The organism is Streptomyces sp. NPDC050617, from assembly GCF_040654795.1.
Lineage (GTDB): Bacteria > Actinomycetota > Actinomycetes > Streptomycetales > Streptomycetaceae > Streptomyces.
The window spans coordinates 1-14,511 of sequence record NZ_JBFAIS010000018.1 but is presented as its reverse complement, the minus strand read 5'-3'; the positions used below and the strand labels follow the sequence as shown (position 1 = coordinate 14,511).

Annotated in this window: 10 protein-coding genes; 6 read left to right on the top strand and 4 right to left on the bottom strand. The window is 72.7% G+C overall.

From position 1 onward, the window contains the following. Positions 1 to 118 precede the first annotated feature (118 nt). From AB0I49_RS23215 to AB0I49_RS23205, 3 genes are all read right to left on the bottom strand, one after another. Positions 119 to 886: an enoyl-CoA hydratase-related protein gene (locus AB0I49_RS23215; RefSeq protein WP_363228948.1), complete on the bottom strand. Its 768-nt coding sequence runs from the start codon at positions 884 to 886 to the stop codon at positions 119 to 121. Between the two features lie 97 nt (positions 887 to 983). Then, positions 984 to 2,198, bottom strand: a complete 1,215-nt coding sequence (locus AB0I49_RS23210; protein WP_363228947.1) for an Ig-like domain-containing protein — start codon at positions 2,196 to 2,198, stop codon at positions 984 to 986. Positions 2,199 to 2,419: 221 nt separating this feature from the next. Further along, entirely contained in the window at positions 2,420 to 3,646 is a 1,227-nt protein-coding gene (locus tag AB0I49_RS23205; RefSeq protein WP_363228946.1) for an Ig-like domain-containing protein, read from the bottom strand. A 374-nt stretch (positions 3,647 to 4,020) separates the two neighbouring features. Between AB0I49_RS23205 and glgX the strand changes: the two genes are divergently transcribed. From glgX to AB0I49_RS23190, 3 genes are read left to right on the top strand one after another with little or no spacing between them, the layout of a single operon-like run. After that, positions 4,021 to 6,252: a glycogen debranching protein GlgX gene (gene glgX, locus AB0I49_RS23200; RefSeq protein WP_363229086.1), complete on the top strand. Its 2,232-nt coding sequence runs from the start codon at positions 4,021 to 4,023 to the stop codon at positions 6,250 to 6,252. Between the two features lie 34 nt (positions 6,253 to 6,286). Continuing rightward, positions 6,287 to 8,230 (top strand): ABC transporter ATP-binding protein, encoded by a 1,944-nt coding sequence (locus tag AB0I49_RS23195; RefSeq protein ID WP_363228945.1) that lies wholly within the window; start codon positions 6,287 to 6,289, stop codon positions 8,228 to 8,230. Further along, the gene (locus AB0I49_RS23190) at positions 8,227 to 10,080 is read left to right on the top strand and encodes an ABC transporter ATP-binding protein (RefSeq protein ID WP_363228944.1); all 1,854 of its coding nucleotides are present in this window, start codon (positions 8,227 to 8,229) and stop codon (positions 10,078 to 10,080) included. The genes AB0I49_RS23195 and AB0I49_RS23190 overlap by 4 nt, the downstream gene beginning before the upstream one ends. A gap of 83 nt (positions 10,081 to 10,163) precedes the next feature. Here the strand turns inward: AB0I49_RS23190 and AB0I49_RS23185 are convergent, their stop codons facing one another. Continuing rightward, entirely contained in the window at positions 10,164 to 11,132 is a 969-nt protein-coding gene (locus AB0I49_RS23185) for a LysR family transcriptional regulator (RefSeq protein ID WP_363228942.1), read from the bottom strand. Positions 11,133 to 11,224: 92 nt separating this feature from the next. Between AB0I49_RS23185 and AB0I49_RS23180 the strand changes: the two genes are divergently transcribed. From AB0I49_RS23180 to AB0I49_RS23170, 3 genes are all read left to right on the top strand, one after another. Further along, complete coding sequence (locus AB0I49_RS23180; RefSeq protein ID WP_363228941.1) at positions 11,225 to 12,070, top strand: alpha/beta fold hydrolase; 846 nt, start codon at positions 11,225 to 11,227, stop codon at positions 12,068 to 12,070. After that, on the top strand, positions 12,067 to 13,464 hold the full coding sequence (locus AB0I49_RS23175) for an MFS transporter (protein ID WP_363228940.1): 1,398 nt from the start codon (positions 12,067 to 12,069) through the stop codon (positions 13,462 to 13,464). Before AB0I49_RS23180 ends, AB0I49_RS23175 begins: the two co-directional genes overlap by 4 nt. Before the next feature lie 305 nt (positions 13,465 to 13,769). Further along, positions 13,770 to 14,450: a DUF4232 domain-containing protein gene (locus tag AB0I49_RS23170; RefSeq protein ID WP_363228939.1), complete on the top strand. Its 681-nt coding sequence runs from the start codon at positions 13,770 to 13,772 to the stop codon at positions 14,448 to 14,450. Positions 14,451 to 14,511: the final 61 nt, after the last annotated feature.

The following is a 14,511-nucleotide window of genomic DNA, read 5'->3' as shown; positions in this document are numbered from 1 at the left end:
TCGCATATGGAAGATCACCAAACGTCTGGGGGCCGGAAAAATTAGGCCGGTCGAAGCCCGGGATAATTCCCCCGCAAGGAGCACGGCCCGTCGAGCACTGCCCATAACTCACGGGCGTTCAGCGGAACTTGGCCTTGCCGGGCCCGTCCTCGACGAAGCTCCGCATCCCGGTCTCCCGGTCCTCGGTCGCGAACAGCCCCGCGAACCAGCCGCGCTCGATGGCCAGCCCGGTGTCGATATCGGTCTCCAGCCCCGCGTCGACGGACTCCTTGGCCGCGCGCAGCGCGATGGCGGGCCCCGCGGCGAGCCGGGCGGCCCACGCGTGCGCCTGCCCGTACACCTCCTCGGCCAGTACGACCCGGTCGACGAGCCCGATCGTCAGCGCCTCGTCCGCGCGCACCTGGCGGCCGGTGAAGATCAGGTCCTTGGCCTTGGACGGGCCGACGAGCCGGGCCAGCCGCTGGGTGCCGCCCGCGCCGGGGATCAGGCCGAGCAGGATCTCGGGCTGGCCGAGCTTGGCGTTCTCGGCGGCGATCCGGAAGTCCGCGCAGAGCGCCAGCTCGCAGCCGCCGCCGAGCGCGTACCCGGTGACGGCCGCGACGACGGGCTTGGGGATGCGGGCGACGGCGGTGAACGCGCCCTGGAGGTCGCGGGCGCGGGCCACCATCGCGGCGTGGTCCATGTCCCGCATCTCCTTGATGTCCGCGCCGGCCGCGAACACCTTCTCCCCGCCCCAGATCACCACGGCGCGCACGTCCTCGCGCCGCGTCGCCTCCTCGGCGAGCTCGCGCAGCCGGTCCTGGGTGGCCGCGTCCAGCGCGTTCATCGGCGGGCGGTCCAGGCGGATGGTGCCGACGCCGTCGGCGGCCTCAAGATGCACAGTCATGGCAGCAGGTTAGCTGCCGTTAACACCCTCCGCGCCGGTGCGTTCGGTCACAGGCCGCCGGGACCGCGCCGCCGCCTTCCGCCGCTCCCCGCCGCCCTCAGCGCCGGGTCCAGTCGGCCCAGGACATGTTCCAGCCGTTGAGGCCGTTGTCCGGCTGGATGGTCCGGTCCTTGGAGTTCTTCACGACCACGACGTCCCCGATCAGCGAGCTCTTGTAGAACCAGGCCCCCGGCGTGGACGGGTCGCCGCCGCCGCGCTCATCGGAGAGGCCGACGCAGCCGTGGCTGGCGTTGACCGAGCCGAAGGCCCCGGCGCCCGACCAGTAGTTGCCGTGAATGAAGGTGCCCGAGTTGGACAGCCGCATCGCGTGCGGCACGTCCTTGATGTCGTACTCGCCGCCGAAGCCGACCGTCTCGCCGTTCATCCGCGTCACGTCGTACTTCTCGCTGATCACCATCTGGCCGTTGTACGTGGGGTTGGAGGGGCTGCCGGAGGTGATGGGGATGGTCTTGACGACCTTGCCGTCGCGCTTGACGGTCATCTGCTTGGAGCTCGCGTCCACCGTGGAGACCTGGGAGCGGCCGACGGTGAACTTCACGGTCCGCGTCTGCGTGCCGTACACGCCGGGGCGGCCCTCGATGCCGTTGAAGTCGAACGACAGCGTGACCTTGGTCCCCGCCGCCCAGTACTTCTCCGGGCGGAAGTCGAGCCGGTCGTTCCCGAACCAGTGCCCCTTGACCGGCACGGACGGCTCGGCCGTCACCTTGACCGCCGACTCGACGGCCTTCGGGGCGGTGATGCCGCGGCTGAACTTGATCGAGACCGGCATGCCGACGCCGACCGTCGAGCCGTTCTCCGGGGTGTAGTAGCCGACGAAGGTGTTCTTCGGCGTGAGCGTGGTGAAGGTCGAGTGCTTGGCGGCCTCCCGGCCGTCCTCGTCCCGCGCGACGACGTCCACCGTGTACTTGGTGGCGGCGCCCAGGTGTCCGGTCGGCGTCCAGGCCGTCCCGGCGGCGGCTATCCTGCCGTCGACCTCCTTCCCCTTGGAGTCGACGACCTTCACGGTCTTCAGCGTGCCCTTGTCGGCGGTGACCTTGAGGGCCCCGCTGGTCGCGGCGTCGGTCGTGCCGTCCTCGGGCGTGATGGTCACCACGGCCCGCGACTCGGCCTTGTCCCCGAGCTTCGCGCCCGCCTTCTTCCCGTCGTCCGAGCCGCCGCCCCCGCCGCACGCGGTCACCAGCAGCAGCAACGCCCCGAGCAGCAGTGCCAACAGGCCCTGCCGCCGCCTCCCCGATCCCGACTGCGCATACAAAGCGGTCGTCTCCCCTCGAACGGCCGGCCCCGCGGCATGTCCACAGCGCGCCACACCGCGCATGGCGATAGATAACCACAGGGCACTGACAGATCACCTTCCTCGAATGTCACCGTTCGGTCCCAAGTGGGGCCGCTGGTAAGGGCCGTGCGAACGGGCGTACTGAGGCGCGGCCGGGAGGCGTGAATCGTACGGTCCGCTCCGCCGCCGCGGCGCGGAGCTCAGCGCAGCGCCGACCCGGCCCGCCACCGCTCCCACGGCATGTTCCAGCCGCTGAGCCCGTTGTCCGGCGCGACCTCGCCGTCCCGCGAGTTGACCACCTCGACCACGTCGCCGATCAGCGACTTCCCGAAGAACCAGCCGGCCGGGGTGGTGGGACTGCCGCCCTGCTCGTCGCGGAGGCCCACGCAGCCGTGGCTGGTGTTGGCGGAGCCGAACGTCCCGGCGGGGGCCCAGTAGTTGCCGTGCAGGAACGTGCCCGACCGGGTCAGCCGCATCGCGTGCGGCACGTCGTCGATGTCGTACTCGCCGCCGAAGCCGACCGTCTCGCCGTTCATCCGCGTCACATCGTACTTCTCGCTGATCACCAGCTTGCCGTTGTACGTGGCGCTGCCCGGCCCGCCCGCGGTGACGGGGAGCGTCGCGAGCCGCCGGCCGTCGCGTACGACGGTCATGGTGTGGGCGGCCGCGTCCACCGTGGAGACCTGGGAGCGGCCGATGGTGAAGGAGACCTTCTTCTGCTGGATCCCGTACGCCCGCGCCGCGCCGCGCACATCGCGCAGCCGCAGGTCGAGGGTGACCCTGGTGCCGGACTTCCAGTACGCGCGCGGGCGGAAGTCGAGGCGGCCGGAGCCGAACCAGTGGGCGGCGACCTCGGTGCGCGGTTCGGCGGTGACGCGGACGGCGCGTTCGACGGCGGCCCGGTCGGTGACGGGCCGGTTGAAGTCCAGGGAGACGATCATGCCGGTGCCGACGGTGGAGCGGTGCTCGGGCTGGAAGTAGCCGATGAAGCGGTGCTCCGGCACGTAGGTGGTGAACGCGGTGTGCCGGGCGGCGCGGTGGCCGCGCGCGTCCAGGGCGACGGCGTCCACGGTGTACTTCGCGGCGAGCCGCAGCCCGGCCGGTCCGGTGGGCCGCCAGCGGCGGCCGTCGGCCGAGATCCGGCCCGGTACGGTCCGCTCCTCGCCGTCCGCGACGGCGGCGATCCGTACGCGCTCCAGCTTGCCGCCGGGGGCGTCCACGGTGAGGGCGTCCGCCGCGCGTACGCCCTTCGCGCCGTCGCGCGGCGCGACCTTGATGACTTCCTCGGCCGGGCGCGCGCCGTCGTCCGGCGCGGGCCCGCCGCGGCCGCACCCCGTGAGCGCCGCGAGCCCCGTGAGCGCCGATACGGCCGTTGCAAAGCAGAGTCCTGCCCCCGTGCGCGCCCCGCGCTTCGTCGCATGTGTCACGCCGGGCCCAACGACGGTGCCCCACCGGGGGAAACGAGGACGCGGGCAGGCTCCGGGGCCGGACGCTGGTGTGATGACATGCCCTGTTCTGGGAAGAACAGGTAAAAGGACGGGATCGCGTCCGCCCGGCCGGGACGCCGGAGCGGTGGCGGTGCCGTCCTGTGCAGCAGAGAACAGCGGGAACCAGCGCGTAATCGTAGGAATCAGCCGTCCGCGAGCCGCCCGGAGGCGAACAGGTGTCGAGCGCAGCCGAGCAGGGGACCGTCCGGGAGGGGCCGGCCCGGACCCGTACGAACGGAGCCCCTCCCCCGGCCGCCTCCGGCACGCCCGCGCCGGGCTCCGCCGGGCCGGGCGGGCGCAATGGCGGGCGGCGGGTGGGGTCCCGCGTGTGGACGGGCAGTTCGGAGCCGCTGGGGGCGCGTTTCAGGGTCGGCCCGGACGGCGTGGCCGGGACGAACTTCGCGCTCTGGGCGGGCGGCGCCGAGGCGGTGGAGCTGTGCCTGTTCGCCGAGGACGGTACGGAGACGCGCTGCGTGCTCGGCGAGCTGACGCACGAGATCTGGCACGGCTTCGTGCCCGGCGTGGTCCCCGGCCAGCGGTACGGCTACCGCGTGCACGGCCGCTGGGACCCCTGGATGGGCGCCCGCTGGAACCCGGCCAAGCTGCTCCTCGACCCGTACGCGCGGGCCGTGGACGGCGAGTTCACCGGTTACGGGCCGGCGGGGCGCGGGCGCGGCGCGCTGCCCGCCGAGATGTACGGGCACGTGCGGGACTGGCCGCAGCAGCATGTGGCCGACACCGTGCGCGACGAGCGCGACTCGGCCCCGTACGTGCCGAAGGGCGTCGTCGTCCATGACGACGACGACTGGGCTGACGACCACCGGCCGAAGACGCCGTGGGCCGATTCCGTCATCTACGAGCTGCATGTGCGCGGCTTCACCATGCGCCACCCGGACATCCCGGAGCGGCTGCGCGGCACGTACGCGGGGCTGGCGCACCCGGCGGCCGTCGCCCATCTGCGGGAGCTCGGCGTGACGGCGGTGGAGCTGCTGCCGGTGCACCAGTTCGCCCATGAGGACCATCTGCTGCGGCGGGGCCTGGGCAACTACTGGGGCTACAACTCGGTCGGCTATTTCGCGCCGCACGCGGCCTATTCCGCTTCGGGTACGCGCGGCGAGCAGGTCGGCGAGTTCAAGCGGATGGTGCGGGCGCTGCACGCGGCCGGCATCGAGGTGATCCTCGACGTCGTCTACAACCACACCGCCGAGGCGGGCGAGTACGGGCCGACGCTGTCGCTGCGCGGCATCGACAACCGGGGCTACTACCGCCTCCAGGGCGACCTGCGGCGCTACGCGGACTACACGGGCTGCGGCAACACCCTCCATGTGGTGCAGCCCAACGTCCTGCGGCTGATCACGGATTCGCTGCGCTACTGGGTGACGGAGATGGGGGTCGACGGCTTCCGCTTCGACCTGGCGGCGGCGCTGGCGCGCTCCATGCACGACGTCGACATGCTCTCGCCGTTCCTCGCCGTCATCGCCCAGGACCCGGTGCTGCGGCGGGTCAAGCTGATCGCCGAGCCGTGGGACGTCGGTTCGGGCGGCTATCAGGTGGGGTCCTTCCCGCCGCTGTGGACGGAGTGGAACGACCGCTACCGGGACGCCGTGCGCGACTTCTGGCGGGGCGCCCTCCCGGACGTACGCGACCTCGGCTACCGGCTCTCCGGCTCCAGCGACCTGTACGCGTGGGGCGGCCGCCGCCCGTACGCGTCCGTCAACTTCATCACCGCGCACGACGGCTTCACGCTGCGCGACCTCGTGTCGTACGAGCACAAGCACAACGAGGCCAACGGGGAGGGCAACCGGGACGGCACCGACGACAACCGGGCGTGGAACTGCGGGGCGGAGGGCGAGAGCGACAGCCCGGCCGTACGGGCGCTGCGGCGGCGGCAGCTGCGCAACATGCTGACCACGCTGCTGCTGTCCACGGGGGTGCCGATGCTCGTCGCGGGCGACGAGATGGGGCGCACGCAGGGCGGCAACAACAACGCGTACTGCCAGGACGACGAGACGAGCTGGGTGGACTGGTCGCTGCTGGAGGACCCCGGGTGGCGGGCGCTGCGCGATCTCGCGGCGCGGCTGATCGCGCTGCGCCGCGCCCATCCGGTGCTGCGCCGGCGCGCCTTCTTCTCCGGCCGGCAGACCCCGGACGGGCTGCGGGACCTGGCCTGGTTCACGGCGGCCGGGGCGGAGATGACGGAGGCGGACTGGTACGCGCCGTCCTCGACGGTCGGCATGTATCTGTCGGGCCGGGACATCGCGCAGCGCGATCCGCAGGGCGTGCCGGTGGTGGACGACAGTTTCCTCGCGCTGTTGCACGCGGGCGACGAGGCGGTGCGCTGCACGCTGCCGGGGGCGCCGTGGGCGGCCGCGTACGAGGTGCTGGTGGACACGGCGCGCGAGTCGGGGCGGGGGGCGGGCGTCCGGCGCCGCGCGGGGACCCTGCTGACGGTCGAGGCGCGCTCGGTCGTCCTGCTGAAGGTCGTCGAGGCGGCCGCGAGCGGGCCGTTGCCGGTGCGGAGCGAAGCCCGCCGGAAAACCGAATGAGCGTTGTCAGTGGTGAACCGTAGTCTCACCACTGATGTCGATGACGAGCGAGGTACCCCAGCCGACGGAGGACGCGGAGCGCGCGCCGCGCCGCTCCGCCGTCCGTTCACTGCTGCGCCTGCGGCCCTATCTGCGGCCGGTGCGCGCCCGGCTCGGCACGGCCGCGGTGGTCGCCGTCGTGGCGTCGTGCCTGAGCCTGGTCATTCCGCTGGCGCTGAAATGGATCGTGGACGGCCCGGTCGCCGACCGCGATCCGTCGGGCGTGTGGCTGGGCGGCGGGATGCTGCTGCTCCTCGGGTTCGCGGAGGCGGGGCTGTTCGGGCTGCGGCGGTGGCTGGTGGCGCGGCCCCTCGCCCGCATCGAGGCGGACATGCGCCGCGACCTCTACCGGCATCTCCAGCGGCTCCCGGTCTCCTTCCACGACCGCTGGCCGTCGGGGCAGTTGCTCTCGCGGGCCACGACCGATCTGATGCTGCTGCGCATGTTCATGGCGTTCCCGATGATGTTCCTGCTGGTCAACGGGGTCACGATCGTCGTCGGCTGCGTCATCCTGTTCGTCCAGCAGTGGACGCTGGGGCTGGTGCTGCTGGCGCCGATCGTCCCGATCGTGGCGCTGTGCTCGGTCTTCGAGCACCGTTACGCGGTGGCGGCGCGCGCCTCGCAGGACCAGATCGGCGATCTGACGACGATCGTCGAGGAGGGCGTGCTGGGCATCCGCATCATCAAGGGCTTCGGCCAGCACCGGGCGCAGGAGCGCGCGTTCCGGGCGCTGTCGCGCCGGGTGCGGGGGACGGAGCTGCGCAAGGCGGGGCTGCTGGGCTGGCTCTGGGGGCTGATCACGACGCTGCCGGAGCTGGCGATCGCGGCGGCGCTGGTGCTCGGCACGGTGCAGGTGGCCGACGGCGTGCTGTCGGCGGGGACGCTGGTGGCGTTCCTGTCGACCGCGCTCGCGCTGCGCTGGCCGGTCGAGTCCATCGGCTTCCTGCTCGCGATCAGCAACGACTCGGCGACGGCGACGGACCGGCTGTTCGAGGTGCTGGACGCGCCCGTGCCGGAGGACACCCCGGCTCTTTCGTCCGGTTCGGCCGGCCCGCCCGGCCCCGCGGCAGCTGCCGGGAGCACGGCAACGGCCGGGAGCACGGCGGCGGCGCGGCCGGCGGGCGACGGGCCGCGGCTGGACAGGGCGCGGGCGCTCGACGGGGCGCGGGCGACGGACGACGGGCTGCGGCTCGACGGCGTCGGGTTCCGCTACCCCGACGCGCCGCCGCACGCCCCCGCCGTGCTGCACGAGGTGCACCTGCACGTCCGGTCCGGCGAGACCATGGCGCTCGTCGGGGCCACGGGCAGCGGCAAGACGACGCTCACGACCCTGATCCCCCGCCTCCAGGAGCCGACCGCGGGCCGCATAACGCTCGACGGCGCGGACGTGGCGGCGCTGCCGCGCGAGACGGTGCGCGCGCTGGTCGCCGTGGCCTTCGAGGAGGCCACGCTCTTCTCCGCCACGGCCGGGGAGAACGTCCTGATGGGCGGCGCGGACGCCGCGGAGGAGGACCTGGCGCGGGCGCTGGAGGTGGCGCAGGCCGGGTTCGTGCACGATCTGCCGCAGGGCGCGCGGACGCAGGTCGGCGAGCAGGGGCTCAGCCTCTCCGGCGGCCAGCGGCAGCGGCTCGCGCTGGCCCGCGCCGTGGTGGGCAGACCGCGGTTCCTCGTGCTCGACGACCCGCTCTCCGCGCTCGACGTGCATACGGAGGCGCTGGTGGAGGCGGCGCTGCGGGAGGTGCTGGCGTCCACGACGGCGCTGGTCGTCGCGCACCGCCCCTCCACGGTCCTGCTCGCCGACCGGGTCGCGCTGCTGTCCGGCGGCCGAATAGCGGCCGTCGGCACCCACCAGGAACTGCTGCACGGCAACGCCGAGTACGCGTCGCTGATGTCCGGCCACGACAGCCACGACAGCCACGAGGGGGGCGTACGACGATGAGCACCGTCGTCTCCGACCAGTCGACCGCCGAAGACGAGCGCGCCGCGCCCGCCGTGGCGGACGACGCGTTCGACAAGGACGTGCTGCCCGCGCCCAAGGGCGCGTCCCGGGCGCTGCTCCGCTCGCTGCTGAAGCCCGCCCACGGGCGGGTGTGGGTGAGCGTCGTCGTCCTGCTGCTGCAGCAGGCGGCGGTGCAGGCGGGGCCGCTGCTCGTCGCGTTCGCCATCGACCGCGCGGTGCCCGCGTTCCGGAAGCACGACTACGGGCCCTTGATCGCGGTCGGCGCCGCCTACGCGGTCTGCGCCCTGCTCGCGGGGGCGCTTCAGCTCGCGTTCGTCCGGCTCGCGGCGTGGATCGGCCAGGACGCGCTGCTCGATCTGCGGGGCCGGATCTTCCGGCACGCGCAGGCGCTGAGCGTGGACTTCCACGACCGCTACACCTCCGGCCGGCTCATCTCCCGCGCCACCACGGACGTCGAGTCGATCCGCGAGCTGCTCAACGACGGCCTCCAGGAACTGATCGGCGTCGCCCTGTCGACGGTGTTCATCTCGGCGATGCTGCTCTACCTGGACTGGGGGCTGGGCGGCGCGGCGCTGCTCGTCTTCGCGCCGCTGTACCTGCTCATACGGAACTTCCGGAACCGTTCGCTGCTCGCCTACCGGGCGCGGTCCACGGCCGTGGCGCGGGTGATCGTGAAGTTCGCGGAGACCATGAACGGCATCCGCCCGGTGCAGGCGTTCCGCCGGGAGCGCGTCAACGAGGCGCAGTTCGCGGAGCTCAACCGGGACCACGAGCGCCTCAACGGCACGGCGATACTGGAGATGGCCCGGTACGTCGTCTCGTCCCGGCTGGTGGCGAACTCGGCGCTGGCCGTGCTCGTGGTGTGGGGCGCGTACCGCGTCGCCTCCGGCGGCCTGGCGCTGGGCGTGCTCGCGGCGGCCGTGCTCTATCTGCGGCGGCTGTACGACCCGATCGACCGGCTGGGGATGTTCCTCAACTCCTACCAGTCGGCGGCGGCTTCGCTGGAGAAGATCGCGGGGCTGCTGGCCCAGCGGCCCTCCGTACCGGAGCCGGCGTCGCCGCGCCCGCTGCCCGAGCCCCGCGCCGGCCGGCCCGGCCGGGAGGTCGTCTTCGACGGGGTGCGCTTCGCGTACCGCGAGGGCGCCGAGGTGCTGCCGCGCTTCGATCTGACGCTGCGCGCCGGGGAGACGGTCGCGGTCGTCGGGGCGACCGGCGCGGGCAAGTCGACGCTGGCGAAGCTGCTCGCCCGGTTCTACGACCCGACGGGCGGCCGGGTGCTGCTGGACGGGGTGCCGCTCGCCGACCTGGCCACGGCGGAGCTGCGGGGCACGGTGGTGATGGTGACGCAGGAGGCGTTCCTCTTCTCCGGCACGGTGGGCGAGAACATCGCCATCGGCAAGCCGGACGCCACGCCCGAGGAGATCGAGCAGGCGGCGAAGGCGATCGGCGCGCACGAGTTCATCGACGCCCTGCCGGACGGCTACGACACGGACGTACGCAAGCGCGGCGGCCGCATATCGGCGGGCCAGCGGCAGCTCGTCGCCTTCGCGCGCGCCCTGCTCGCCGACCCGGCGGTCCTCATCCTCGACGAGGCCACGTCCTCGCTCGACATCCCCGGCGAACGGGCCGTGCAGCGCGCGATGGACACGGTGCTGCGCGGCCGCACGGCCGTGGTCATCGCGCACCGCCTGTCGACGGTGGAGATCGCGGACCGGGTGCTGGTGATGGCCGACGGCCGCGTCGTCGAGGACGGCACACCGGCCGAACTCATCGCGGGGGCGGGGCGGTTCGCGGATCTGCACCGGGCTTGGTGGGACAGCCTGGTCTGAGGTCGCGGGGGTGTACCGCGCTCGCGTCACCAACGTGCCCGAACAACACACCTGGGGCCTCGCCGTCGTCCGGCTGGGCGAAGTCAGGTAGGGGTCGAGTCGCGGTCGCCTTCTTCTTGTGGTCCGAGCGGGCCGAGCCGGTGGTCGAGCGCGGCGCCGACATCGGGGCAGTTCTTTCGGATGACGTCGAGGAAGGCGTTCAGTGCCGGGGAACGGTCCCGGGCACTGAAGGACAGCACCAGATCAGGCAGCGGCGTGCGCGGGGTCACCTCGCAGAACCACGTGCCCCGTCGTGGGGCCGTCAGCATGCGAGAGGGTCCCAGACCGACGCCCACCCCGCAGGCGGCGAGGCCGACGATGGTGTGGATGTCCCTCGCGATGGTCGCGCCGGAGAGCGCCGGGGAGTCCTTGCCCAGGAGGGTCCGCAGCCCGGCGACGACGGCCGGCTCGTCCTCCCCCGACGCGACGATCAGCGGCTGTCGCCGCAACTGGTCCACGGCCACCGACGACTGCCCCGCGTACGGGTGCGTGCTGCTCACGACCGCGACCAGGTGGTCGTGTCCGATCGGGACCGATACCAGCTGCTCGGCTCCGATGCCCCTTGGCCGACCGAGGCCGATCGCCACGTCCAGTTCGCCGGCGACGAGCGCGGCCGTGCTGCGCCTGGTCGCCATCTCGTGCAGTTCCAGCCGTACGTCGGGCCGTTCACGGCCGAACCGGCCGAGGACGTCCGGCAGGGGTTCGAGCAGCGCCGAAGCGATGAACCCCAGACGCAGTCGGCCGGTCTCGCCGCGTGCCGCCCTGGCCGCGTCGACCGAGGCCGCCGCGATCTCGTCGAGGGCCCTGCGCGCCCTGGAGAGGAAGGCCGCGCCCGCAGCCGTCGGAAACACCCCCTGGCGGGTGCGATCGAACAAGCGGGCGCCCACTTCCCGTTCGAGGTCGGCGATCTGCTTGGACAGCGGAGGCTGCGCGATGCCCAGCGCACCGGCCGCCCGGCCGAAGTGTTCGTGCTCCGCGAGGGTCAGCGCATACCGCAGGTGCCGCGCCTCCATGTCAGCCTCCCAGCCATATCTCACATGTATCGCCGAGCAGTCTGTCAGATCTTTCACTGGATGGCCGGGGCCGGGTCGCGTGGAATGCGGTCATGACCGATTCTTCCTCCACAGACACCGTCTTCGTCTTCGTGCACGGCGCCTGGCACGGCTCCGGACAGTGGGCGGCGACCCAGCGCGCACTCGCCGCACTCGGCGCCGCGAGCATGGCCATCGACCTGCCGGGGCACGGCTTTGACGCGCCACTGCCCACCGGATACCTCCAGCCGGGCCAGCCGGGCCTGCTGACCGAGAAGTCCGCGCTCGCCACCGTGACGATGGACGACAGCGCCGAGGCCGTCCTCGACACGCTGCGCCAGGCCCGCCACCACCGTCGCGTCGTGCTCGTCGCACACAGCGCGGGCGGCGGCCCCGCGTCTCTGGCTGCCGAGCGCGCACCCGAACTCGTCGACGAGATCGTCTACCTTTCGGCCTTCGTGCCCGCCGGGCGGCCCCGGTTCTTCGACTACCTCGGCTCACCTGAGAACGCCTCGGCACGAGGCCAGAGTCTCAATCTCGGTGACCCCGGAGAACTGGGCGCCGTGCGGATCAACCCGCTCTCGCAGGATCCCGCCTACATCGAGGAGCTGCGCCAGACTCACTACCACGACACCGCTCCGGACCGCTTCGACCGCTGGCGCTCGGCACTGAGCCCCGATCTGCCGCTGGCGATCCCCACCACCCCGGTCATCGTGACTCCACAGTGCTGGGGGCGCGTCCCGCGGACCTTCCTGCGCTGCGCGGACGATCGGGCTCTGCCGACGGCCGTGCAGGACCTGATGATCGCGGAAGCCGACCGGGCCATGCCCGGCAACCCGTTCACCGTGCGCACCCTCCCTGGCAGCCACAGCCCGTTCGCCGCCCGGCCCCGTGAGCTCGCCGCGGCTCTGCTGCCGTGAGCGGCGGACGCCTCGTGCTGCCGGTGGTGCTCAGCGCCACTTTTGTGCAACTGCTCAACGTCACTGTCGCCCAAGTGGCCGCGCCGGCGATACAGGACGGCCTGGGCGCTGGCCCCGGCGCCGTTCAACTGGTCCTCGCCGGATACACCCTGACGTACGCGTGCCTGCTCATCCCCGCAGCACGGCTGGGCGACCGGTACGGCTACCGCCGGCTGTTCGTGGCGGGCACCGTGGTCTTCACCACGGGTTCGCTGGCCGGCGCGTGTGCTCCCGACGCCGCATCGCTGATCATTGCCCGGCTGGTGCAGGGCGCGGGCAGCGGTCTGGTCGCCCCCCAGGTCCTGTCGCTCATCCGGGCCGCCACTCCTGCGACGCGCCGGCCGCGCGCCTTCGGCCTGTACGGCGCCACCATGGCCGTCGCGTCACTGGCCGGGCCGCTGATCGGCGGACTCGTCCTCAGTGCCGATCTCTTCGGCCTCGGCTGGCGGCCGGTGATGCTCCTCACCGTTCCGGTGGCGCTCGCCTCGCTGGCAGGAGCGACCGCGCTGCCCCGCACCCGCGGTGCGGACGGACTCCGCGTCGACAAGCTGGGTGTGCTGCTGGTCACCATAGGAGCCGGCGCGCTGGTCCTGCCCCTGGCGCTGGGGCGGGAAGCAGGTTGGCCCTGGTGGACGTGGGCCGCCTTCGCCGCGGCTGTGGCCGCCCTCGGCCACTTCGTCCGGAGCCTCCCGCACCGGCCTGATCCGCTGATCCATCCCGCGGTGCTGCGTGACCGGTCGGCGCGGAGAGGCACGTTGCTGGTGTTCGTGTTCAACACGGGCGTGCCCTCCTTCACCTACCTGCTCTTCCTCCACCTTCAGTCCGCTGTCGGGTACTCGGCTCTGGCGGCCGCACTCGTGTCGGCGCCGTTCGCCGCCGGCGCCGTCGTCGGCAGCAGAGCCGCGCCCGCTCTTACTCGCCGGCACGGGCCGACGGTGCTCACCGTCGCGTCATTGATCCTCGCCGGGATGTGCCTGGCGCTGGTCCCCCTCGTCGGCTCGGCGGCGGGACGCCAGACGGCACTGCCGGTGCTGGCCGTCGGCGGAGCCGCGTTCGGCGCCTTCACCGCGTCGGTGTTCGCCCTGGTCCTGGCCCAGGTGCACGGCCCCGCGGCCGGTTCGGTCTCCGGCCTGTTGCCCACAGCACAGCAGCTCGGCGGATCCATCGGAGTGACCGCGGCCGGACTCGCCTACTACGCCCCCGCCGCCGATGCGGACACCGCGTTTCGGCACGCCATGCTCTACCAGGTCGCCGCCTTCACGATCACCGCGCTGATCAGCCTCCGGCTCCACCAGCGGCCTGGCGCCGAGCCCATTTCACAACAGTCACAGCAGTCACAGCGGAAGGGCACGTAGGTGAAGCGTCGGCCTCCAGCGGCCTTCGCCTCACCCCGCCGGCCGCGCCCGCTCCCCATCGCCGAAGGAACACAGACGACGATCGCCGGTTCCGGAAACCAGCGTTCGTCACGCCACTTGAAGCTCTCCCGCACCGACTTCCGCTCGGCTACGGCGCTTTCTGCCCTGCGCAGGCCCCGCGAGCCCGCCCTCAGCGGGACGTAAGCGAGGCGTTTCCGGAACGTCAGCGGGCCCGGGAACAGTGGTGTGCACAGGGCGGGAACGGCCGAAGAAACGTCCCGCATGACACGCAGGGAGAATCTGACATGCGTACTTCCCGGATTCGTACCGTCGCTCTGGCCGGCGTCACCGCGGCGCTGGCGCTGGGACTGACCGCCTGCGGCGGCGCGGACGGCTCGGACAGCGGTTCGAAGGCGGCGGGCAGCGGCAGCGCCGCCGGCTCCGCGCAGGGCCGGTCGGCGTTCGCCAGCGAGGCCGACAGCAGCAGCAAGACGGGCCCGCGCCAGCCCGCCGCCTCGGGCGGTACGGCCGAGACGGCGAGCAAGGGCTCGACGGCCGGCGCCCAGCAGTGCCGCGGCGACGAGATGCTGGTCGGCGCGGTGCACCGGTTCGCCGGCGAGCAGGGCGACCACCTGCTGCTCACCGCGGTGAACAAGGGCGACAAGCCCTGCTGGGTGGCCTCGTACCCGTCCGTGAGGCTCGGCGGCGACGTCGACAGCGCCGCGCTGCCGCACTCGAAGAAGGACGACCCGGGCAGCGGCGAGCGCATCACGCTCCAGCCCGGCGGCAAGGCGTACAGCGCCGTGAACCTCTTCGACTACGGCTCGAAGCACCACACCGCCACCTCCCTCGCCCTCGCCCTGCGCGACGCGAACGGCCACGACGGCCCCTCCTACTCCGTCGACGCCAAGGGCGACAAGCCGCAGTTCAGCTGGAACGAGGCCGACGTCCTGAACTGGAACACCAAGAAGCCGTACGACTTCTGACCGTCGGCCACTGGGCCGGTCAGGCCGGTACCCCTGGGGGCGTCCCCGGGGTACCGGCCTG